21 protein-coding genes and 1 riboswitch are annotated in these 20,219 nt (G+C 64.5%); of the genes, 13 read left to right on the forward strand and 8 right to left on the reverse strand.

Features of this window, described 5'->3' with window-relative positions; translation table 11 throughout:
- The first annotated feature begins 27 nt into the window (after nucleotides 1-27).
- The 4 genes from lspA (at nucleotide 28) to rsmD (ending at nucleotide 4,084) form a co-directional block, all read left to right on the forward strand.
- The gene (lspA, locus tag ACX3OW_RS14970) at nucleotides 28-591 is read left to right on the forward strand and encodes a signal peptidase II (RefSeq protein ID WP_459096593.1); all 564 of its coding nucleotides are present in this window, start codon (nucleotides 28-30) and stop codon (nucleotides 589-591) included.
- A gap of 82 nt (nucleotides 592-673) precedes the next feature.
- Complete coding sequence (locus ACX3OW_RS14975) at nucleotides 674-1,381, forward strand: hypothetical protein (protein WP_459096594.1); 708 nt, start codon at nucleotides 674-676, stop codon at nucleotides 1,379-1,381.
- Between the two features lie 116 nt (nucleotides 1,382-1,497).
- Entirely contained in the window at nucleotides 1,498-3,450 is a 1,953-nt protein-coding gene (locus tag ACX3OW_RS14980) for a pseudouridine synthase (protein WP_459096595.1), read from the forward strand.
- 70 nt (nucleotides 3,451-3,520) lie between these two features.
- Nucleotides 3,521-4,084, forward strand: coding sequence for a 16S rRNA (guanine(966)-N(2))-methyltransferase RsmD (rsmD, locus tag ACX3OW_RS14985; protein ID WP_459096596.1), 564 nt, complete (start codon nucleotides 3,521-3,523; stop codon nucleotides 4,082-4,084).
- A 1-nt stretch (nucleotide 4,085) separates the two neighbouring features.
- On the opposite strand, the gene ACX3OW_RS14990 is transcribed toward rsmD, so the two are convergent.
- Genes ACX3OW_RS14990 through znuC form a run of 3 tightly spaced genes read right to left on the reverse strand, consistent with a single transcriptional unit; the run spans nucleotide 4,086 to nucleotide 6,097 of the window.
- A complete protein-coding gene (locus ACX3OW_RS14990) occupies nucleotides 4,086-4,499 on the reverse strand; it encodes a Fur family transcriptional regulator (RefSeq protein ID WP_459096597.1) in 414 nt (137 codons plus the stop codon).
- Entirely contained in the window at nucleotides 4,489-5,307 is an 819-nt protein-coding gene (locus ACX3OW_RS14995; RefSeq protein ID WP_459096733.1) for a metal ABC transporter permease, read from the reverse strand. The genes ACX3OW_RS14990 and ACX3OW_RS14995 overlap by 11 nt, the downstream gene beginning before the upstream one ends.
- Nucleotides 5,297-6,097, reverse strand: coding sequence for a zinc ABC transporter ATP-binding protein ZnuC (gene znuC / locus ACX3OW_RS15000; RefSeq protein WP_459096598.1), 801 nt, complete (start codon nucleotides 6,095-6,097; stop codon nucleotides 5,297-5,299). Before znuC ends, ACX3OW_RS14995 begins: the two co-directional genes overlap by 11 nt.
- 187 nt (nucleotides 6,098-6,284) lie before the next feature.
- Between znuC and ACX3OW_RS15005 the strand changes: the two genes are divergently transcribed.
- Nucleotides 6,285-7,229 carry a zinc ABC transporter substrate-binding protein gene (locus ACX3OW_RS15005; RefSeq protein WP_459096599.1) on the forward strand — a complete coding sequence of 315 codons (945 nt, stop codon included), beginning with the start codon at nucleotides 6,285-6,287 and terminating at the stop codon, nucleotides 7,227-7,229.
- 137 nt (nucleotides 7,230-7,366) lie between these two features.
- On the opposite strand, the gene ACX3OW_RS15010 is transcribed toward ACX3OW_RS15005, so the two are convergent.
- Together ACX3OW_RS15010 and ACX3OW_RS15015 are read right to left on the reverse strand one after the other, a co-directional pair.
- The gene (locus tag ACX3OW_RS15010) at nucleotides 7,367-7,723 is read right to left on the reverse strand and encodes a DMT family protein (RefSeq protein WP_459096600.1); all 357 of its coding nucleotides are present in this window, start codon (nucleotides 7,721-7,723) and stop codon (nucleotides 7,367-7,369) included.
- 94 nt (nucleotides 7,724-7,817) lie between these two features.
- Nucleotides 7,818-8,072, reverse strand: coding sequence for a DUF2164 domain-containing protein (locus tag ACX3OW_RS15015; protein ID WP_459096601.1), 255 nt, complete (start codon nucleotides 8,070-8,072; stop codon nucleotides 7,818-7,820).
- Nucleotides 8,073-8,228: 156 nt separating this feature from the next.
- Nucleotides 8,229-8,469, forward strand: a riboswitch (cobalamin riboswitch).
- A 39-nt stretch (nucleotides 8,470-8,508) separates the two neighbouring features.
- On the opposite strand from ACX3OW_RS15015, the gene ACX3OW_RS15020 reads away from it, so the two are divergent.
- The 5 genes from ACX3OW_RS15020 to cobO are packed head-to-tail and all read left to right on the forward strand — an operon-like array spanning nucleotide 8,509 to nucleotide 14,900.
- Nucleotides 8,509-8,694, forward strand: coding sequence for a CbtB domain-containing protein (locus tag ACX3OW_RS15020; RefSeq protein WP_459096602.1), 186 nt, complete (start codon nucleotides 8,509-8,511; stop codon nucleotides 8,692-8,694).
- 22 nt (nucleotides 8,695-8,716) lie between these two features.
- The gene (locus ACX3OW_RS15025; protein ID WP_459096603.1) at nucleotides 8,717-9,448 is read left to right on the forward strand and encodes a CbtA family protein; all 732 of its coding nucleotides are present in this window, start codon (nucleotides 8,717-8,719) and stop codon (nucleotides 9,446-9,448) included.
- Complete coding sequence (gene cobW / locus ACX3OW_RS15030; protein WP_459096604.1) at nucleotides 9,445-10,503, forward strand: cobalamin biosynthesis protein CobW; 1,059 nt, start codon at nucleotides 9,445-9,447, stop codon at nucleotides 10,501-10,503. The genes ACX3OW_RS15025 and cobW overlap by 4 nt, the downstream gene beginning before the upstream one ends.
- Nucleotides 10,504-10,524: 21 nt before the next feature.
- Entirely contained in the window at nucleotides 10,525-14,262 is a 3,738-nt protein-coding gene (gene cobN / locus ACX3OW_RS15035) for a cobaltochelatase subunit CobN (protein ID WP_459096605.1), read from the forward strand.
- The gene (cobO, locus tag ACX3OW_RS15040; protein WP_459096606.1) at nucleotides 14,259-14,900 is read left to right on the forward strand and encodes a cob(I)yrinic acid a,c-diamide adenosyltransferase; all 642 of its coding nucleotides are present in this window, start codon (nucleotides 14,259-14,261) and stop codon (nucleotides 14,898-14,900) included. The genes cobN and cobO overlap by 4 nt, the downstream gene beginning before the upstream one ends.
- 187 nt (nucleotides 14,901-15,087) lie before the next feature.
- Here cobO and ACX3OW_RS15045 read toward each other — a convergent pair whose 3' ends face one another.
- Nucleotides 15,088-15,558 (reverse strand): hypothetical protein, encoded by a 471-nt coding sequence (locus ACX3OW_RS15045; RefSeq protein WP_459096607.1) that lies wholly within the window; start codon nucleotides 15,556-15,558, stop codon nucleotides 15,088-15,090.
- Nucleotides 15,559-15,601: 43 nt separating this feature from the next.
- The gene (locus tag ACX3OW_RS15050) at nucleotides 15,602-16,534 is read right to left on the reverse strand and encodes a cation diffusion facilitator family transporter (protein WP_459096608.1); all 933 of its coding nucleotides are present in this window, start codon (nucleotides 16,532-16,534) and stop codon (nucleotides 15,602-15,604) included.
- A 242-nt stretch (nucleotides 16,535-16,776) separates the two neighbouring features.
- Between ACX3OW_RS15050 and ACX3OW_RS15055 the strand changes: the two genes are divergently transcribed.
- Nucleotides 16,777-17,259, forward strand: coding sequence for a cobalamin biosynthesis protein (locus ACX3OW_RS15055; protein ID WP_459096609.1), 483 nt, complete (start codon nucleotides 16,777-16,779; stop codon nucleotides 17,257-17,259).
- Here ACX3OW_RS15055 and ACX3OW_RS15060 read toward each other — a convergent pair.
- The gene (locus ACX3OW_RS15060) at nucleotides 17,193-17,921 is read right to left on the reverse strand and encodes a cobalt-precorrin-6A reductase (protein WP_459096610.1); all 729 of its coding nucleotides are present in this window, start codon (nucleotides 17,919-17,921) and stop codon (nucleotides 17,193-17,195) included. The two genes, ACX3OW_RS15055 and ACX3OW_RS15060, sit on opposite strands and share 67 nt — an antisense overlap.
- Nucleotides 17,922-18,097: 176 nt before the next feature.
- On the opposite strand from ACX3OW_RS15060, the gene cobA reads away from it, so the two are divergent.
- Complete coding sequence (cobA, locus tag ACX3OW_RS15065) at nucleotides 18,098-18,862, forward strand: uroporphyrinogen-III C-methyltransferase (RefSeq protein WP_459096734.1); 765 nt, start codon at nucleotides 18,098-18,100, stop codon at nucleotides 18,860-18,862.
- Complete coding sequence (locus ACX3OW_RS15070) at nucleotides 18,855-20,144, forward strand: cobyrinate a,c-diamide synthase (RefSeq protein WP_459096611.1); 1,290 nt, start codon at nucleotides 18,855-18,857, stop codon at nucleotides 20,142-20,144. Before cobA ends, ACX3OW_RS15070 begins: the two co-directional genes overlap by 8 nt.
- Nucleotides 20,145-20,219: the final 75 nt, after the last annotated feature.

Here is a 20,219-nt window from a genome sequence, read left to right on the forward strand (position 1 = left end):
GGCTGGGAGGGGGTGGTGGGAGTCCCGATGAATCTGAAATCCTTCTTCAACCCCACCGTCTATTTCTCCCTGACCATGGCCATCCTCGCCTTCGGCATCGACCGCGCCCACAAGGCGGTTCAGGTGTCGGCGGATTGCATCGCCATTGGCGCTGCGCCGTGCGTCGAGGTGTTCACCAGCTATGTGCCGTTCGCCATGACTGGCTGGCGCGGTGGCGAAATCCTGCGCGTCACTGATTTCTTCGATTATGTGCTGGTGTGGAATACCGGGATTTCCTATGGCTTGCTCGATGGCATGCCGGCCTGGGTGCTCGGCATGGTCATGGTCGTCGCCATCGTGGCGCTGTCGATCTGGTGGCTGCGGGCCGATTCCGCACTGGTCCGGATTGGGCTGGCGCTATGCATTGGCGGCGCGCTATCCAATGCGCTGGATCGCCTGATCTATGGCGCGGTGGCCGATTTTTTCCACCTGCATTGGGGCACCTGGTCCTTCTATATTTTCAACCTTGCCGACATCGCCATCACGGCTGGGGTGATCCTGCTGCTGGCCGATCTCATCGGGTTGGGGCGGCCGCGTCAGGTCGCCAATTAATGCCGCGACACGTTACCGCCAGAATCTGGTCTTAGGCCGCATAATGCGCTATAAGCGCCGCCGACATCGCGAAGGACGTTTCATGCGTATTGGATTGACCGGGCAGCAAGCTGCTCTGGAAACACTCAGCCGGGCCGGTATGGCAGCTCTTGGCCTTGTGCTGGCTGTGGCTCTGAGCGCGTGCACCACGGTTGAGGGCGGCAACGCCCTGACCGATTTCGGCACCTTCGAGCGTGAAGTGATGACAACCACGGCGCGCGGCGTCGGTCTGCTGCCGGGCGAAGCGCCCAAGGCGGACATCACCAACGCGCGCGCGCCACTGGTGCTGCCGGCCTCTGGCCAGGCGCTGCCAGCGCCGGCCAAGGAAGCTGCGCTGGCGCAGCTGCCGGTCAATAGCGACACGGTGCGCATTGACACCACCAATCTCACCGAGGCCGATATGCAGCGCCTGCGCAACGCCAAGGTGGTCGATTTGCGCTCGCTGTCCGGTCGCCCGCTGACCGAGCAGGAAGCCCGGACCCTGACCGCGCGCATGCGCGCCGCCAATATGTCGGTGTCCACCACCAGCAAGCGTCCGCTCTATCTGCCGCCCGATGAATATTTCACCCGCGTCGGCAATTCCGAGCTGGTCTGCTCGACCCCCGGTGGCGAATTGGTCTCGATCAACGATCCCAAATGCCCCGAGGCGGTGCGCAAGGCGATCCGCGCGAGCCAGACCGGTCCGAGCACCAGCGTCGACAGTTTCGGCGGTCGGGGCGTCAAGCTCACCGATTCCGAAATCGGGCTCTGACCCCAGCGCCAGTTCAAATTTTACAAGCGGCCGGATCATCCGGCCGCTTCGCCTTTTTCGCGCCGCCCGCCTGATCCCCAGGCCGATGGGTCCCGCATGACATGAAAGTACGCCCGATGAGCGACTCTGCCCCTACCAAACCCGACACCGGCGACCGTCTCGCCAAGGTCATTGCCCGTTCCGGGCTGTGCTCCCGCCGCGATGCCGAGGTGTGGATCACCGAGGGCCGCGTCGTGGTCAACGGCAAAAAAGTGCTGACCCCCGCCTTCAACGTCACCGAGCGTGACAAGATCATGGTCGATGACGCCCCGCTGGCCGCCCGTCAGGGCACCCGCGTCTGGCTGTATCATAAGCCTGCCGGCCTCGTGGTCACCGAGAAGGACCCCGAGGGTCGCGAGACCATTTTCGAGCATCTTGAAGCCCATGGCCTGCCGCGCGTCGTCACGGTTGGCCGTCTCGATATCAACACCGAAGGCCTGCTGCTGCTGACCAATGATGGCGGCCTCAAGCGCGTCCTCGAACTGCCGACCACCGGCTGGCTGCGCCGCTATCGCGTGCGCGCCCACGGCACCGTCACACAGGCGGCACTGGACAAGCTCAAGGACGGCATTGAGATCGATGGCATCCGCTATGGACCCATCGAAGCCACGCTGGAGCGCGAGCAGGGCGCCAATGTCTGGCTGGTGCTGGCGCTGCGCGAAGGCAAGAACCGCGAAGTCAAGAATGTGCTGGGCGCGCTGGGCCTCGACGTGAACCGGCTGATCCGGGTCAGCTTCGGCCCGTTCCAGCTCGGCGACATCCCGGTGGGTGCGGTCGAGACCATCAAGGCCAAGATGCTGCGCGATCAGCTCGGCAAGAAGCTGGCCGATGCCGCTGATGTCGATTTCGACAGCGAGATGCCGGCCGAAGCCAATGCGCTGATCGGCAAGCCGACCCGTGACCGCCTGACCGGCCGTGGCACCAATACCGTCGAAATCGCCCGTCAGCGTTTCCGCTTCACCGATGGCGCCGAAAAGACCGAAGAAGAAGTCCGCGCCGAACGCCCCCGGCAGGACCGTCCCGGCCGCTTCGACAGCCGCAAGCCAATGGTCAAGCGCGAAGAAGCGCGTGACGACGAATATGCACCACCGCCCCGCCAGATCCATTTTGACGATGAAGAGGGCCGTGCCTCCGAGGAATTTGTGGCTAAACTCAATACCCGCGTTGTGAAACGTCCCGATCGTGAAGACCAGTCGGCCAGCACCTTTGGCAAGGCCGCGCCCCGTCCCGCTGGCGGCAAGAAGCCGTTTGGCGAAAAGAAATCCTTCGGCGACAAGAAGCCGTTTGGTGACAAGAAATCCTTCGGCGACAAAAAGCCTTACGGCGATAAAAAGCCGTATGGTGACAAGAAGCCCTACGGTGACAAGAAGCCGTTTGGCGAGCGCCCGTCGCGCGACGGTGCTGGTCGTCCCGAGGGTGGCACCCGGCCGCCGCAGGGTCGTGAGTTCGTCGGTACGCCCCGCGGTCCGCGTCGCAGCGATGCGGTGGCTGATGGGGCTCCCCGCGAGTTCACGCCGCGCGTGCGTCCCGATAGTGAACGCGGCGACGGCGCTGCCTTCAAGGGCGAGGCCAAGCGTCCCGGCCGTAACTTCTCCGAAAAGCCGGCCCGCTTCCGCGCCGACGGCGAACGGCCGCAGCAGCGCAGCGAGCGCCCGCCGCAGCGCAGTGAACGTCCGCGCCAGGAACGCCCCGGCCGCGACGAATTCGGCTCCGAGGCCAAGACCTATGGCAAGCCGCGCATGCGTCCTGATGGCAAGCCCATGCCCAAGCGCGATGGCGCTGCACCCGTTCGGGGCCCGCGCCCCGGCGGCTTCGGCAAGCCGGGTGGCTTTGGCAAGCCTGCGGGCGGCGCTGGTCGTCCCGCTGGCGGCTTCGGCAAGCCCGGTGGTGGTGCTGGCCGGCCTGCAGGCGGTCGCCCCGCCGGTGGCCCTGGTCGCCCGTCCGGCGGTGCCGGTCGTCCCTCGGGCGGCGCTGGTCGCCCTTCCGGTGGTGCTGGTCGGCCTGCTGGTCCGCGTCGCCCCAAGGCCTAGGCTTCCCCACTATCATCACCCTCGGGCCTGACCCGGGGGTGATGTCTCAAGCATTCGAAAGACGAGTTTCATGCGCATCGTCGCCGGTAAATTTCGCGGTAAGGCCCTCAGCTCGCCTGCCGACGACTCCATCCGCCCCACCGCAGACCGCGTCCGCGAATCGATGTTCAACATCCTCGCCAGCCGCCTTGGTCCGGTATTCGACGGGGTGCGCGTGCTCGACCTGTTCGCCGGCACTGGCGCGCTGGGCTTCGAGGCCCTGTCGCGCGGCGCCAGCCATGTCACCTTCGTCGATATCGGTGCTGAAGCGCGCGGGCTGATCCGCGATCACATCGAAGCCTTCGGGGCAGGAGGCATCACCAAGCTGCTGCGCCGCGACGCCACCGCGTTGGGCACTCCGGGCACCTTTGGTCAGTTCGATCTGGTGTTTCTCGATCCGCCCTATGGTCAGGGCCTGGGCGAACAGGCACTGGCGCATATCGCCGCCAATGGCTGGCTCGCCCCTGGCGCCACGCTGGTATTCGAGGAAAGCGTCGACGCCAAGATCGAAATCCCGGCCGGCTTCACCCTGGAAGACCGCCGCGAATACGGCTCGGCGGCGGTGCATTTCTTGAGTTTTGGGTCGGCCGAATAGGCTAGGCCGCCACGCCACACGCCGCGCATTTGCCGCGGATTTCCATCGTCGTGCGCTCGGCGGTGAAGCCCTTGGCATTGGCCCAGTCGCCCAGCCGTTCCTCGATCACTGCGTCGGTGAATTCATCCACCTTGCCGCAACCGTCACAGATGGCGAAGGCGATCAGCCCCTTGCGGTGGCAATCCGCGTCGGCACAGGCGACGAAGGCGCTGAGCGATTCCAGCCGATGCGCCAGCCCGCGCTCCACCAGCTTGTCCAGCGCCCGATAGACCTGCAACGGCGCGCGCAGCCCATCGCCGCGCAGCCGGTCGAGAATGTCATAGGCGCTCAGCGGCCCCACCGAATGGGTGAGCGCGCCCAGCACCAGGCCCTGATTGCGCGTCAGATCGCTCGGAACATCGTGACTATGTGCCATGGGTTTGCCTCCTGCCGAACAATAGCGTCACTGGTACCGTCAACGACACCAGGAATAACATCAAGGCCATCACCACGATGGACGGCCCCGATGCGGTATCCCATTGCCGCGAGCCGAACAGCCCGCCGACTACGGCGATAGCGCCCAGCACCGCCGCCACCACCGCCATCATTTCCGGCGTGCTGCTGAGCCGCCGCGCGGTTGCGGCCGGGATGATCAACAGCGCGGTGATCAGCAACACGCCGACCAGCTTCATGGCGATGGCGATGACGCTGGCCATCAGGATCATCAGCACCATCCGGCTCGCCTCCGGCCGCAGCCCCTCGGCCTCCGCCAGTTCGGCGCTGACGGTGGAAGCCAGCAGCGGCCGCCAGGCCAGGATCAGAATGGCGAGAATGGCCACCCCGCCGCCATAGATAATGGCGATATCCTCCACCGAGACGGCCAGAATATCCCCGAACAGAAACCCCATCAGATCAATGCGTACGCTGGTGAGGAACCCCACCAGCACCAGCCCCACGGCCAGCGTCGAATGGCTGAGAATGCCGAGCAGCGCATCGGTCGACAATGTCGCCTGCCGTTGCAGCACGATCAGCGCCCCCGCCACCAGGGCCGCCACGGCGAACACGCCCAGCGTCATATTCATCGACAGGATGATGCTCAGCGCCACCCCGAGCAGCGCCGAATGCGCCATGGTGTCGCCGAAATAGGCCATGCGCCGCCACACGACGAAGCAGCCCAGTGGCCCCGCCACCAGCGCCAGCCCCACGCCGGCGATCAGCGCGCGGGAGAAATAATCACCGAACATGGTCATGCTCCGCATGGTCGTGGTGAGCATGGTCATGATCGTGGTGGATATGCCCATCCGCGTCATGCTCATGGTCGTGATGATGCTGGTAGATCGCCAGCGACCCCGCGGCCCGCTCGCCGAACAGCTTGAGATATTCGGGGCTGCGCTTCACCGCCGAGGGCGTGCCCCGGCAGCACACATGGCCATTGAGGCAGATCACCGTGTCGGTCTCGGCCATCACCACATGCAGGTCGTGCGAAATCATCAAGATCCCGCTCCGCGTCGTGTCGCGGATCTGCCGCACCAATTCGTACAGCGCCACCTCGCCGGAAAAATCCACCCCCTGCACCGGCTCGTCCAGCACCAGCAGATCGGGCTTGCGGATCATCGCCCTGGCAAACAGCACGCGCTGGAATTCCCCGCCCGACAGCTCCTGCACGGCCGCCTTGAGCAGCCGCGTCGCGCCTACGGCTTCCAGTGCCGCGTCGATAGCGCTGGGCGAATGCTGCCCGGTCAGCGTCATCAGCCGCTCCACCGTTAGCGGCAGCGTCCAGTCGATGCTCAGCTTCTGCGGCACATAGCCGATGCGCAGCCCCGGTTGGCGCGTCACCGTGCCCATGCTGGGCTTGAGCACGCCGGTCGCCAGCTTGGCGGTGGTGGATTTGCCGGAGCCGTTCGGGCCGATCAGCGTCACGATCTCGCCGCGCGCAATGGTCAGATCCACCCCGCTTACCAGCGTTCGCCCGCCACTGGTTACCCCGGCATTGGTCAGCGTGATCAGCGTTTCTCGCGGCACTGTTGCGCTCATTCTGGTCTCGGTTCTGTCGCACCCTCCTCAAGGGGAGGGACGGGGTGGCAGTCTGTCGTCATGGCCGGTCGTCGCAAAAAAATCTGCACTGACCGGTCTTGACGGCGCTAAATACGTTATAGCATAACATCGCGGCAAGACGTAATAACATAACATATCACCAGATCCCAGACCGAAAGTCACGCTGATGCAATTGCTCGCCCCTCTCGCCCTGCTGTCCACGGCCCTGCTCACCACTAGCGCCTGGGCCGCGCCCAGCGTGGTGGCCTCGATCAAGCCGGTGCATTCGTTGGTATCATCGGTGATGGAAGGCGTGGGCGAGCCAACGCTGATCGTCAAAGGCGCGGCCTCGCCGCACAGCTACGCCCTGAAACCCTCCGACGCCGGGGCGCTCGAAGCCGCCGATATCGTGTTCTGGACCGGCCACGGCATGGAGATGTTTCTCGCCGATGCGCTGGTCACCCTTGCCGGCAACGCGACCGTCGTCGAATTGGCCGATGCCCCCGGCATCACCCTGCTGTCCGTGCGCGAAGGCGGCGCGTTTGACGCCCACAGCCATGAGGAGCATGGCGACCACGAAGATGAGCATGCAGAGCATGAGGCGCATGACGAACATGGCGAAGGCGACATGCATTTCTGGCTCGATCCGCAGAACGCCGCGCTGATGGTCACCCAGATTGCCGCCACCCTGTCAGACGCGGACCCGGCTAATGCCGCCGCCTATGCAGCCAATGCCGCAACGACCATCGCCGGCCTCGACGCCCTCGAAGCCGAACTCACCGCCACGCTGGCACCGGTCGCCGACCGGCCTTTCGTGGTGTTTCACGATGCCTATCAATATTTTGAGGCCCGCTTCGGCCTGACCCTGGCCGGCTCGGTCACCGTCACCCCGGACGTGATGCCCGGCGCCGCGCGGATTGACGAACTCAAGGCCCGGGTCGCCGAACTGGGCGCCACCTGCGTCTTCGCCGAACCCAATTTCCCGCCCAGCATCATCGCCGCCATCACCGAAGGCAGCACCGCCAAAGCCGGCACGCTGGACCCAGAGGGCAGTGCGCTGGACGCCGGGGTGGAGCTTTACCCCAATCTGTTACGCGGGCTGGCGGCTGATATGGTGGATTGCTTGAAGTAGAAATCCTCGGAGCTCCCACAACCACCGTGTCATCCCGGCCTCGAGCCGGGATCCATCTTGAGATCTCAGGGTGGGCCCTGGCTCGAGGCCGGGGTGACATCGAGAGTGTGGCGACGGCAGTGGCCTATCAGCAGCCCCTACTTCAACGGCCCCTTGAAGATAAAAAACGCGCCCAGCCCGATCAGCACGAAGCCGACGCCGTGGTTCAGCGTCAGCTTTTCGCCGAAATAGAACACCGTGAACACGGCGAAGACCGAGAGGGAAATCACCTCCTGGATGGTCTTGAGCTCGGAGGGCGAATAGACCGCGCCGCCGATCCTATTGGCCGGCACCGCCAGCCAATATTCGAAAAACGCGATGCCCCAGCTGATCAGCACCGCTATCCACAGCGCCGAACTTGGCCATTTCAGATGCCCATACCAGGCAAAGGTCATGAAGATGTTGGAAGCGAGCAGCAGCCCGATGGGCGCCAGGGTGGCGACGTTGAAGCCCAAGGCTTCCTCCTAAAGACGACTGCTCTTCACTACCCGCTGTGCCGTTGTCGCGAAAGCGGCAACCTGCGTTTTTTGGCGGCGGTGAGCGTGCCGCTCAGCGTCGATGCTTGGTGGGTTGCTCAAGCCCGTACAAATCGTCATGCAGGGAATCCATGCGGTCCTTCAATGCGGTCTGCGCATCATAGACGCCGCGATTGTAGTAATAGGCGCCCATCTTGTCGGCAAAGAAGGCCATCAACATCTCGGCTGGGATCGCCCCGATGTCCTGATCGAGATCGTTGCGGAAGTAATCCTGGATTTCGGCGACGATGGCCTTGGTTTCCTCGCGGCTGAATTTGATGGGCTTCATATGTCCAATCTCCTGAGACCTGTTGGTTCGGGTTCTAGTGTGAGTCGATGCTGCCTTGGGGCGGCAAATCAGCCCGCAGGCGTTCCCCGCGGGCTTGACCCGGCGGCGGTTTTCCTAGCAACGGCGACCTGACGTTGCACTTCGCGCCATTTGGTGGCACACCAGACCTGTGTTGGTTCCCGAAGGCCGTTGAGCCGGAGGGATACCCAGCCTGAAGCCCAAGGCGGCAGGCTGGAAAAGGGAACACGGTGCGACGTACCCATCAGGGCGCAAAACCGTGGCTGCCCCCGCAACTGTAAGCGGTGCGTGCCCTCTCATGCCACTGGCGAAAGCCGGGAAGGCGAGGGCACTATCTCCACCGCGAAGCCAGGAGACCTGCCAACACGCGAGCCGGGCTCAACGCCCAATAACTATTCCGCGCACGGAGGGTGCTGCCATGAATACTGCGACCACTACCTCGACTGGCCTCCAGTCGCTCTCGATTTCCCAGCGTCTCATTGCCGGTTCGCTGGCGCTCATGCTCGGTCTGACCCTATTGGTCGGCACCGGCTTTGCCGGCGATTTCCGCCTGCATAACGGCGCCCACGACACCCGTCACGCCATGGGTTTTCCCTGCCACTAAGGCAGACCACGAGAGAATAATCATGATCCGCAATTTGTTTGCCGCTGCGATTTTCGCAGCGCTGGCCGCTGGCCTATTGACGGCCGCGATCCAGCATTTCCGCGTCACCCCGCTGATCCTGCATGCCGAAACGTTCGAAGGCGAAGGCGGCCATAGCCACGGCGACGCCACCGAAGAACACAGCCACGACGCCGCCGCCACCGAGGCCGAGGCAGTGGAGGAATGGGCGCCGCAGGACGGCTTTGAGCGCACCGCTTACACGACGCTCGCCACGGTGCTCGCCGCCGCCGGCTTCGCGCTGGTCATCGGCGCCGTCTCAATGTTCGCCAATATCCCGATCACCTTCGCCAATGGCTTCCTCTGGGGCATTGCCGGTTTCATCACCTTCTCGCTGGCGCCGGCCTATGGCCTCGCCCCCGAACTGCCCGGCATGCCCGCCGCCGACGTCTTCCCCCGCCAACTGTGGTGGGCCGGCACGGCGCTGGCCACCGGCGCGGCTTGCCTGCTGCTGGCCAAGACCCGCGCCGGCTGGGCTTTTGCCGTTGCCGCGGCGCTGGTCGTCATCCCTCACATCATCGGCGCGCCCGTCGCTCCCGATGAGCCGAGCGCCGTCCCCGCCCATCTCGCCACCGAATTTGCCGCCGTCACTTTGGGCACCTCGCTGGTGCTCTGGCTGGTGCTGACCACGGTGTTCGGCAAGCTCAATGATGTTTTCGCTGCTCGCAGCACTAATCTGGTTGGAGCCCGCGCATGACCACCAAGATCCCCACCACCGTCATCACCGGCTTCCTCGGCGCCGGCAAAACCACCCTGGTCCGCCACCTGCTGGCGCACGCCCCCAAGGGCAAGCGCATCGCTTTGATCATCAATGAATTCGGCGATCTCGGCGTCGACAAGGACATCCTCGCCGGTTGCGGCGACGACACCTGCCGCGAAGAGGATATGGTGGAACTGTCCAATGGCTGCATCTGCTGCACCGTGGCCGATGAGTTCATTCCCACCATGCAGGCGCTGCTCGCCCGCCCGGACAAGTTCGATCACATCGTCATCGAAACCTCCGGCCTGGCGCTGCCCCAGCCGCTGATCCGCGCCTTCAACTGGCCGGAAATCAAGGCCCAGGTGACCATTGACGGCATCGTCACCGTCGCCGACGCCTCGGCGCTGGCCGAGGGGCGCTTCGCCTCCGACGAAGCCGCCATCGACGTGCTGCGCCGTCAGGACGAAATGCTCGACCACGAAACCCCGCTGGGTGAATTGTTCGAGGATCAGCTGTCGGTCGCCGATCTGGTGATCCTCAACAAAACCGATCTGGTCGATGCGGAAACGCTGGCCAAGGTGGAAGCCAATCTGCGCGCCGAACTGCGCCCCGGCGTCGGTCTGCTGCATGCCCGCAACGGTCATGTCGACATCGCCGCGCTGCTCGGGATGGGCATGGGCAGCGAGGATGACATCGCCAACCGCCCCAGCCACCACGAGCTGGAGCATGGCGGGGAAACTCATGAGCATGATGATTTCGACAGTTTTTCCATTCGCCTTCAATCGGTTAGCGGCAAGGATGAGTTGCTGGCGGTGATCGAAAAGACCATCCGCGAGCATGACGTGCTGCGCCTCAAGGGCTTTGCCGCCATTCCCGGCGCCGCCGCGCGTCTGGCGATCCAGGCCGTCGGCCCGCGCGTCACCGCCTATTTCGACCGGCCGTGGAAGGATGGCGAAGTGCGCGACACCGCTCTGGTGGTGATTGGCGAAAGCCCGCTCGACCACGCCGCCATCACTACCAGCCTCAATCAGGCCGCTGCCGCCGCGGCCTGAGATAAAAAGGCCTGACGCAACATGCACTTACTCTCCGCCCAGGCCGGGGCCATCCAGCAGGAAGGCGAGGCCATCGACCTCGCCCAGCGCCCCGGCGCACTGGTGTTTGCCTCCTCGGCCGATAGCGAATTGGCCATGCTGGCCGGCGCTGCCGACCGGGCCGGGGAGGGTGAACTGCGCCTCGCCAACACGCTGCGCCTGTCGAATAATCTGTCGGTCGATCTGTGGCTGGAGCAGACTGTTGCGCATGCCAGGCTGGTCGTGCTGCGGCTGATCGGCGGCGCGGCCTATTTCCAATATGGCGTCGACGAGTTGACGGCATTGTGCAGCAACCGCCAGATTCCGCTGGTTTTGCTGCCCGGCGACGCCAACCCCGATCCGATCCTGCAAGCGCGCTCCAGCGTCCATCCCGACGACTGGATGCGCCTGCATTCCCTGTTCGTTGCCGGCGGCCCGGACAATGCCGACACGATTTTGGCGGCCTTCAACACGCTGGCGACGGAGCAGCACAAGCTTGCAGCAGGCTTGCCGTTTTCTGCTGGTTTGCTGACGGATAGTGCGCCGCAGCCTTTCGCCCGTTTCGGTCTCTGGCATCCCAGCGTCGGGATGACCGACGAAGCGGGTTTGCGCGCGCTGCATGCAAATGTTCCAGACGCGCCGCATATCCCGATTCTGTTCTACCGCGCCGCGCTCGAAGGCGCCGGCACGGCCACCATCGCAGCGATCATTGCAGCGCTCGAAGCGCGAGGGCTGGCCCCGGTGCCGCTATTGGTCTCCTCGCTCAAAGAAGCGGCCTGCGTTCGCTTCGTGCAGAATGCGCTAAGCGCCTTTCCGCCCTCGGCGGTGTTCAACCTCACCGGCTTTGCGCTGGGCATTGATGGGCTCGACGCCAAGACCAATCCGTTTTCGACCAGTGACGCCCCGGTGCTGCAGCTGATCCAGACGGGGCGGTCGGAGGCGCAGTGGCAGGCCGATATCCAGGGGCTGAGCTCCAAGGACATGGCGATGTTCCTGGTCATGCCTGAGGTGGATGGGCGGATCGGCGGATTGATCGTTGGGCACAAGGCCGACGCGGTTTGGCACGAACGCTGCCAGGTGCCGTTGACGGCTTATACGCCGGATGCGTCGGGGATTGAGCGGGCGGTGTCGCTGGCGGCGAACTGGGCAAGGTTGCGGGCAACGCCACGCGGTGAGCGGCGGATTGCGTTGGTGTTGGCGAATTATCCGCTGCGCGATGGACGATTGGCCAATGGCGTTGGCTATGATGCGCCGGCGTCGACGGTGGCGATTTTGCAGACGCTGGCGGCGGCGGGTTACACGCTGGACCTGTCCGGTGCACTGACCGCTGCCGATCTCATCGCCGCCCTGCAAGCCGGGCCGACCAATGCTGAGCCGGGGCGGGGTTCGTCTGCGGCGCGGTTGAGTCTTGGGCGGTATGGTGAGTTGTTTGCTCAGTTGCCTGACGCCATCCAGTCGGCGGTGACGGCGCGTTGGGGCGCACCAACGACCGACCCCTTCCTGCGCCTAGACAGTTTCCACCTCCCGGCGCTGATCTTTGGCAATGTGGCCATCCTGCTCCAGCCCGGTCGGGGCTATCAGCTGGATGAAACGCTCAGCTATCACGACCCAGTGCTGGTGCCGCCGCATGCTTATTTGGCGGCGTATCTGTGGTTGCGGCATGAGTTTGGCGCGCAGGCGCTGATCCATAATGGCAAGCATGGGACGCTGGAATGGCTGCCGGGCAAGGCGACGGCGCTGGATGCGGCGAGCTATCCGGATGCGCTGTGGGGGCAGTTGCCGCATCTCTATCCGTTCATCGTCAATGATCCGGGCGAGGGCACGCAGGCCAAGCGTCGGACTGGCGCGGTGATCATCGATCATCTGGTGCCGCCGCTGACGCGGGCGGAAACCTATGGGCCGCTCAAGGACCTTGAGGCGCTGCTCGATGAATATTACGCGGCGGCGGGGATGGATCGGCGGCGGTTGGTCGATCTCAAGCGGCGGATTCTGGATTTTACCCGCGATGCGCGGCTGGATCGGGATATCGGGCTGCCGGAGGATGAGACCGAGGCGCTGATCAAGATCGATAATTTCCTGTGTGATCTGAAGGAAGCGCAGATCAGGGATGGGCTGCATGTGTTCGGGCAGTCGCCGCAGGGGGATTTGCAGCGCGATCTGATCGTGGCCTTGGCGCGGGTGCCGCGTGGGGAAATCGCCGGTGAAGCGTCGTTGATCCGGGCGTTGGCGGATGATCTCAAGCTGGGGTTTGATCCGTTGATGGTCAAGCTCGGCACTCCGTGGGTGGGGCCAGACGTGGCTGGCGCGGGTTCTCTGCGCACGCTGGGCGATGTGGTGGAACTGCTGGAAAATCTGGCGGCGGAGCTGGTCGATGGCCGAGCCGTGCCCGAGGATTGGGCTGCTACCAAGGCGGTGCTGGAGACGGTGGAAAGCACTATCCGGCCGCGTCTGGCTGCGTCGGGGCCGGCGGAGCTGGCAGCGTTGCTGGATGGGCTCGATGGCAAGTTCATTGCGCCGGGGCCGTCGGGGGCGCCGTCGCGCGGGCGGTTGGATGTGTTGCCGACGGGGCGGAATTTTTACTCCATCGACTCGCGGGCGGTGCCGACGCCGACGGCTTGGGAGCTGGGGCAGAAATCTGCCGAAAGTCTGGTGCTGCGGCATTTGCAGGATCATGGCCATCATCTGCGCGCGGTGGCGCTGTCGGTGTGGGGCACCGCCAATATGCGGACGGGCGGCGATGATATCGCGCAGGCGCTGGCATTGGTCGGCGCGCGGCCAACCTGGGACCCGGGTTCGCTACGGGTGTCTGGCTATGAGATCATTCCGCTGGCCAAGCTGGGGCGGCCGCGGGTGGACGTCACCTTGCGGATTTCGGGGTTTTTCCGCGATGCGTTTCCGGCGCAGATTGCGCTGGTGGATCGTGCCATTCGGGCGATCGGCGCCCTGGACGAGCCGACTGATGATAATCCCATCGCCGCCCGCATGCGCAGTGATGCGCTGGGGCTGATGGCCGAGGGGCAGTCCGAAGGTGACGCCGGGCTCGCTGCCGGACACCGGATTTTTGGCTCCAAGCCGGGCACCTATGGGGCCGGGCTCAATGCGCTGATCGATTCCGGCAGTTGGACCAGCAAGGCCGATCTCGCCCAGCGGGCGCTGGATTGGGGGCAATATGCCTATGGCGCACAGGCCGACGGCACGCCGCAGCGCGAGCGCTTTGCCGCACGGCTCGGCGATATCGATGCGGTGATCCACAATCAGGATAATCGCGAGCATGACCTGCTCGACAGCGATAATTATTACCAGTTCGAGGGTGGGCTTTCCGCCGCCGCCGAAACACTGAGCGGGGTCAAACCCGCCGCCTATCACAATGATCATTCCCGTCCCGAGCGGCCGGTGATCCGCACGCTGGAAGAGGAAATCTCCCACGTGATGCGCTCGCGGGTGGTCAATCCGAAATGGATCGCCGGCATGATGCGGCATGGCTATCGCGGCGCGTTTGAAATCATCGCCACGGTGGATTTCATGTTCGCCTATGCCGCCACCACCGGCGCGGTAAAGACGCATCATTTCGATCTGGCTTTTGAGGCGTTTGTCGAAAGTGACGCGGTGCGCGAGTTTATCCGCGCCAGCAACGCCCATGGCTATGACGAACTGCTCGCCAAGTTCAACGAGGCCCGCCAGCGCGGGCTGTGGACGCCGCGTTCCAATTCCGCCTTTGCCTTTTTGGAGGATTCCAGATGACCGATAAGCCCGTCAAGAAAACCGACCTGATGAGCGAAGCCGAGCGCGACGCCTATCACGCCGAAAAGATGAAGAAGAAGCGCGAGGCGCGGAACAAAATTCTGGCGACCAAGACCCAGGAAAAGGGGCTGCTGATTGTCCATACCGGCAAGGGCAAGGGCAAATCCACCGCCGCTTTCGGCATGGTGTTCCGGGCGCTGGGGCATGGCTTCAAGGTGGGTGTGGTGCAGTTCGTCAAGGGCGTCTGGGAAACCGGCGAGCGCGACGTGCTGATGAAGTTCCCCGAGCTGGTGACCATCAACGCCATGGGCGAGGGCTTTACCTGGGACGTGGCCGACCGGCAGCGCGACCTGGCCGCCGCCCGCAAGGCCTGGGAACAGGCCAAGGTGTTGATCAACGATCCGAGCAACAAGCTGGTGCTGCTCGATGAGCTGAACATCGTGCTGCGCTATGACTATCTGCCGATTGAGGAAGTGGTCGAGTTTCTGCGCAACAAGCCGGTGGATACGCATGTGATCGTCACCGGGCGCAATGCCAAGGATGAGCTGATCGAGATCGCCGATCTGGTGACGGAAATGACCGAGATCAAGCATCATTTCCGCGCCGGGGTTAAGGCGCAGGCGGGGATTGAGTTTTAGGGGAGCTTCGCTCCTTGGACCGGCGATCTGGAGTCGAGCTGAGTGTATCGGTTCTTTCGCCTCCCTCCCCCCTGAGGGGAGGGAATGAGGGAGGGGGTCGTCCAGTTGGCCACGAAACGACCCCCACCCCGGCCCTCCCCTCAAGGGGGAGGGGCGCATTGTGCATGCGGGGTGTCTTCGGCAAGCCCTAGCAGCCATCACCGCGCAATGACCGCGTCAGGCGGTTGATGTCGGTTTCCATCTCGGCGGAATCCCGCACCGAATATTCTACCCGGAACGCGGCATAGCTGGACCCATCGCAGAGCATGACCATGCGCTGGTGCAGGATGCGGATGCCTTTGAGGGCGGAGAATTCGGCCCAGCGCGGCGTGGTGGTCTGGCCGGTGATATTCCAGGCGTCAGCTTCCGCTTCGGCCGTCGCCGCACTCACCTCGGTCTCGAAATCATCGAGAAAATAGCCGCCCCAGACCACGAGGCCCGCCGCTGCGTCGAGCTTCTGAAAGCCCTGTCCATCGCCATTGTCGCTGAGATCGCTGCCGGTAAAGCCCGGCGGAATGTCGACGCCATAGCCGAAGCGGGGATTGTCGTAGTGATTCCAGCCCTGGGCAAAAGCGGGGGTGGTGAACAAAGCGAGGAGCAGGGTGAGGAGAATGCGCATGGCGGGAATCTGCCAGCGGCGGGGCGTTGGTGCAAGCCCCGGCTCACACCACCACGATGCCGGCATGCTTGGCTTTGTTCTCGGGCTCGACATGGATGGTGATCTGCACGTCTTCCACTGTTTCGCGCAATTTGGCTTCGATCTGGTCGCAAATGCTATGCGCCGCGTCGACGCTCATGGCGCCGGGCACCACCAGATGGAAATCGATGAACACCAGCTTGCCGGCCTGTCGGGTGCGGATGTCATGCGCTTCGATGGCGCCATCGGCATTGGTGGCGATGACCTCGCGGATGGTTTTCTGGGTGTCGACCGGCACGGCGACGTCCATCAGTCCGCCGACGCTGGAGCGGATGACGCCCCAGCCCGACCACAGGATGTTGAGCGCCACCAGCCCGGCCAGCAGCGCATCGAGCACCGCCCAGCCGGTGATAAACACCAGCGCCAGCCCGACCAGCACGCCGATGGTCGACACCACGTCGGTCAGCAAATGCTTGCCATCGGCTTCGAGCGCCGGCGAACGCACCTTGCGGCCATGCCGCATCAGCACAAAAGCCCACACCGCATTGATCGCCGTGGCCACCGCGCTCACCACCAGCCCCTGCACCGGGGCCTCGGGGAGCGCCGGGCTCAGCACGCCGAGCACCGCCTCGCGGAAAATCAGGATGGCGGCGACGATGATCATCACGCCGACAATCACCGCCGAGAAATATTCGGCCTTGTGATAGCCATAGGGCAGGGCGGCGTCAGCCGGCTTCTGCGCCAGCCGCACCGCGATCAGCGCCACGATGGCGGTCACCACATTGACGATCGATTCCAGCGCGTCGGAATAGAGCGCGATCGAGCCGGTGATATTCCAGGCGAGGAATTTCAGCCCCAGCACCACAATGCCGACGACAAGGCTCGCGGCGGCAATGGCCAGCGTTCGGTTTGCAGTGATGCTCACAATAGCGATTTCCGATTGGTCGATATTGCCCATAACCGCTCCGCGGATCGAGGGCAAGTCGTTGAATTTGCAAATCATTTTCAGAAGCATTCTGATCTGGCCGGCGTCTGGCGCAAGCCATTGATTGACCACGCGCTTCTGCCCGCCTAGAACCAGATTGGCGCAGAGTTCCGACAAAGGAACTGAAACAGAATCCGGTGCGGTCGACCCAAATCGGGGACCAAGTCCGGAGCTGCAACGGTCTTGAGTGAACCTGCCTCTTGCTTTGAGAGGCGATGATGACGACGGGAACGACACTGCCCCAAGGGGCCAGGCTGGTGGCCGGTATCGGCTGCAACAGCGCCGCGAGCGCCGACGAAATCGTCGCCTTGCTGGAACGCTGCCTCGCCAGACTGGGGGTCGAGGCCTCCGCTCTCACCGCCATTGCCAGTCACAGTCGCAAATCCGGTGTTGTCGCGCTGATGGATGCGGCCAGCCATTTCGATGTGCCGCTGCGTCTGTTGGCGGATGCCGAACTGGCCGAGGACATGCCGACCCCGTCAGAGGTGGTTTTTGCGGCTATCGGCCGTTCGTCCATTGCCGAAGCGGTGGCCGCTGCGGCGGGGCCGCTGGTATTGGCCAAGCAGAAATCGGCTTATGCCACCTGTGCGCTGGCGCTCTGTCCGGCCGATTTCGATGCGCTGAGCTTTGGTCAGGCGTCGCGCTGGAGCGCGGCGATGGCGGCGTCGAGGCTATCGACTTCCAGCGCCGGGCCATAGGCAGGGCGCGCGATCATGATGATTTTCACGCCCAGCCTACGGGCCGCTTCGAGCTTGGCCGCCGTCTGCGCGCCGCCGGAATTCTTGGTGACCAGATGAGTAATGTTCTCGCGCTGCAGCAGCGCCAGTTCAGCGTCGAGCGTGTAAGGCGGGCGCGATTGCAGCAGGCGCGCATGCGGCGGCAGCTTTTCGGCCGGCGCCTCGATGGTGCGGACCACGAAATGGCAATCGTCGCGTTCGAGAAACTGGCTCAGCCCGGTATGGCCGGTGGTCAGCAGCACTTCGGCATTGGCCGGCAGGGCGGCGGCGGCTTCGGCGGCATTGGCCACGGTCAGCCAGTCATCGCCCAGTTGTTGCTCCCAGGCCGGCCGCATATAGCGCACCAGCGGCACGCTGATGGTCTGCGCCGCCGCCACGGCGTTGATGGAAATCTGCCCCGCATAAGGGTGGGTGGCATCGACCAGTCGCTCGATCTTGGCGATCCGCAGATAAGCCGCCAGCCCCGGAATGCCGCCGAAATTGCCCATGCGCAATTCGCCTTGCGGCAATTTGGGGTCCTGCGTGCGCCCGGCCAGCGAGGTAATCACGTCATGGCCCAGCGCCACCAGCCGGTTGGCCAGTTCGCGCGCTTCGCCAGTGCCGCCAAGGATCAGAATCTTCATCGGTTTTGCGTTTCTCCTGCCTTCCAATGTGCCTATTCCGATAGCGGCTCACAAGGCCAACCCGGGACCGCGCTGCGCGATCCCTCCTGCCGAGGCCCTGCCTGATGCTCAACTGGTTCAAACGTCGCCACTCTTCCGGCCATTTCGCCCGGCTCGATCACGCCGATTTTCCGGCAATGCAGCCCGGCACGGTCTGGCTGGTCGGCGCTGGTCCCGGCGGGCCGGGGCTGACCTCGCTGCTGGCGTTTCATGCGCTGGGGCAGGCCGATGTCATCGTGCATGACGCGCTGGTGTCGCCCGAATTGCTGGCCATGGCGCCGCGCCACACGCAAATCGTCTTTGCCGGCAAGCGCGGCGGCAAGCCGTCGCCCAAGCAGGCCGATATCACCCTGCAGCTGATCGAGCTGGCCAAGGCCGGCAAGCGGGTGTTGCGGCTCAAGGGCGGCGATCCCTTCATGTTCGGGCGCGGCGGCGAGGAGGCCGGGGCGCTGGCGCGGGCGGGCGTGAAGTTCCGCATCGTGCCGGGCATTTCCTCGGGGCTGGGCGGGCTGGCCTATGCCGGCATTCCGGTGACCCATCGCGACACCAATCATGCGGTGATTTTCCTCACCGGGCACGACGAAACTGGCGCGGTGCCGCAGGGCGTCGATTGGCCGGCCATCGCCAAGGCAGCCCCGGTCATCGTCATGTTCATGGCGGTCAAGCATCTCGGCTCGATTTCGCAAAAGCTGATCGCCGCCGGCCGCGATGGCAATGAACGGCTGGCCATCGTTTCGCATGCCGCGACACCGCAGCAGGCGGTGATCGAAACCACGCTGGCCGCAGCTGGCACGCTGACTGAGGTGCCGACGCCCGCCATCATCGTGCTGGGGCCGGTCAGCGCCTATCGCGCTTCGCTCGATTGGTATGTCGACGCCGCCAGGAGGCATATTTTTGGCTAAGGGCCTCGTCATCGCCGCGCCGCGTTCGGGTTCGGGCAAGACCGTCATCACCCTCGGTCTGCTGGCGGCGTTGCGCCAAAGCGGCGTGGTGGTGGCCCCGGCCAAGACGGGGCCGGACTATATCGACCCCGCGTTTCTGGCGCGGGCGGCATTGCGCGAGGCGGTCAATCTTGATCCGTGGTCCATGAGTGGCGCGCGGCTCAAAGCGCTGGCCAGCACGCAGGCGACCGGGGCCGATCTGCTGCTGGTCGAGGGCGTCATGGGGCTGTTCGATGGCGCGGCCGACAATACCGGCTCGACTGCCGATCTGGCCGAATTGCTCGAACTGCCGGTGGTGCTGGTGGTGGATAGCGAGCGGCAGAGCCAGTCGGTGGCGCCGCTGGTGGCCGGCTTTGCCAATTGGCGGCCGGGCGTGCGCATTGGCGGCGTCATCCTCAACCGGGTGGCGTCGACCAAGCATGAGCGCATGCTGGTCGAGGCGCTGGCGGCGACGGGCATCCCGTGCCTCGGGGCTATTCCGCGCGATGCGGCGCTGGTGGTGCCGGAGCGCCATCTCGGGTTGGTTTTGCCGGGCGAAATGGCGGCTTTTGCTGGTTTTATTGACGCCGCTGCCACCGCCATCGGCACCTATGTCGATCTGGCCCGCCTGCAAGCGCTGGCCGCGCCATTGCCCGAAGCTGATGCGCCGTCCGCGCCGCTGCCGCCACTGGGCCAGCGCATCGCCATTGCCCGCGACGACGCTTTTGCCTTTGCCTATCCGCATCTGCTGGATGGCTGGCGGGCACTCGGGGCTGAGCTGAGCTTCTTCTCGCCGCTGGGGGATGAAGCACCCAAAGCCGATTGCGACGCGGTGTTTCTGCCGGGTGGTTATCCCGAATTGCATGGCGCGACCCTCGCCAATGCGGTGAATTTCAAGGCCGGGCTGGTCGCGGCGCGCGACCGCGAGGCGCTGCTCTATGGCGAGTGCGGTGGCTTCATGGTGCTGGGCGAGACGCTGGTGGACAAAGCCGGGCAGGGCCATGAAATGGCCGGGCTGTTGCCGGTGACCACGCGGATTGATCGGCCCAAGCGGATTTTGGGCTATCGGCGGTTGGTGCAGTCCGGGGCCTTGCCGTGGCCGGGGCGGCTCAATGGCCATGAGTTTCATTATTCGTCGGCCAAGCAATCCCGCCTGCCGCCACTGTTTGCCGCGACGGATGCGCGGGGCGAGGCGCTGCCGCCGATGGGGGCGGCGATTGGGCGGGTGATGGGGTCGTATGCGCATGTGGTGGATGGGGCGTAACCAAAGCCTGCAAAAGCTCGGTGTCATCCCGGCGAAAGCCGGAACCCGTCCTGAGATTGGGTCATATGCTATGAT

The sequence above is a fragment of the Devosia sp. A449 genome (genome assembly GCF_054489375.1).

Excerpts from the sequence above, each read along its gene's own strand:
- ACX3OW_RS15050 (WP_459096608.1), bottom strand. The coding sequence starts at position 16,534 with ATGGGCAATATCGACCAATCGGAAATCGCTATTGTGAGCATCACTGCA.
- ACX3OW_RS15055 (WP_459096609.1), top strand. The coding sequence starts at position 16,777 with ATGATGACGACGGGAACGACACTGCCCCAAGGGGCCAGGCTGGTGGCC.
- ACX3OW_RS15025 (WP_459096603.1), top strand. The coding sequence starts at position 8,717 with ATGATCCGCAATTTGTTTGCCGCTGCGATTTTCGCAGCGCTGGCCGCT.
- ACX3OW_RS15015 (WP_459096601.1), bottom strand. The coding sequence starts at position 8,072 with ATGAAGCCCATCAAATTCAGCCGCGAGGAAACCAAGGCCATCGTCGCC.
- rsmD (WP_459096596.1), top strand. The coding sequence starts at position 3,521 with ATGCGCATCGTCGCCGGTAAATTTCGCGGTAAGGCCCTCAGCTCGCCT.
- ACX3OW_RS14990 (WP_459096597.1), bottom strand. The coding sequence starts at position 4,499 with ATGGCACATAGTCACGATGTTCCGAGCGATCTGACGCGCAATCAGGGC.
- ACX3OW_RS14975 (WP_459096594.1), top strand. The coding sequence starts at position 674 with ATGCGTATTGGATTGACCGGGCAGCAAGCTGCTCTGGAAACACTCAGC.
- ACX3OW_RS14980 (WP_459096595.1), top strand. The coding sequence starts at position 1,498 with ATGAGCGACTCTGCCCCTACCAAACCCGACACCGGCGACCGTCTCGCC.
- ACX3OW_RS14995 (WP_459096733.1), bottom strand. The coding sequence starts at position 5,307 with ATGTTCGGTGATTATTTCTCCCGCGCGCTGATCGCCGGCGTGGGGCTG.
- ACX3OW_RS15045 (WP_459096607.1), bottom strand. The coding sequence starts at position 15,558 with ATGCGCATTCTCCTCACCCTGCTCCTCGCTTTGTTCACCACCCCCGCT.
- ACX3OW_RS15005 (WP_459096599.1), top strand. The coding sequence starts at position 6,285 with ATGCAATTGCTCGCCCCTCTCGCCCTGCTGTCCACGGCCCTGCTCACC.
- cobW (WP_459096604.1), top strand. The coding sequence starts at position 9,445 with ATGACCACCAAGATCCCCACCACCGTCATCACCGGCTTCCTCGGCGCC.
- ACX3OW_RS15020 (WP_459096602.1), top strand. The coding sequence starts at position 8,509 with ATGAATACTGCGACCACTACCTCGACTGGCCTCCAGTCGCTCTCGATT.
- ACX3OW_RS15060 (WP_459096610.1), bottom strand. The coding sequence starts at position 17,921 with ATGAAGATTCTGATCCTTGGCGGCACTGGCGAAGCGCGCGAACTGGCC.
- lspA (WP_459096593.1), top strand. The coding sequence starts at position 28 with ATGAATCTGAAATCCTTCTTCAACCCCACCGTCTATTTCTCCCTGACC.
- cobA (WP_459096734.1), top strand. The coding sequence starts at position 18,098 with ATGCAGCCCGGCACGGTCTGGCTGGTCGGCGCTGGTCCCGGCGGGCCG.
- cobN (WP_459096605.1), top strand. The coding sequence starts at position 10,525 with ATGCACTTACTCTCCGCCCAGGCCGGGGCCATCCAGCAGGAAGGCGAG.
- znuC (WP_459096598.1), bottom strand. The coding sequence starts at position 6,097 with ATGAGCGCAACAGTGCCGCGAGAAACGCTGATCACGCTGACCAATGCC.
- cobO (WP_459096606.1), top strand. The coding sequence starts at position 14,259 with ATGACCGATAAGCCCGTCAAGAAAACCGACCTGATGAGCGAAGCCGAG.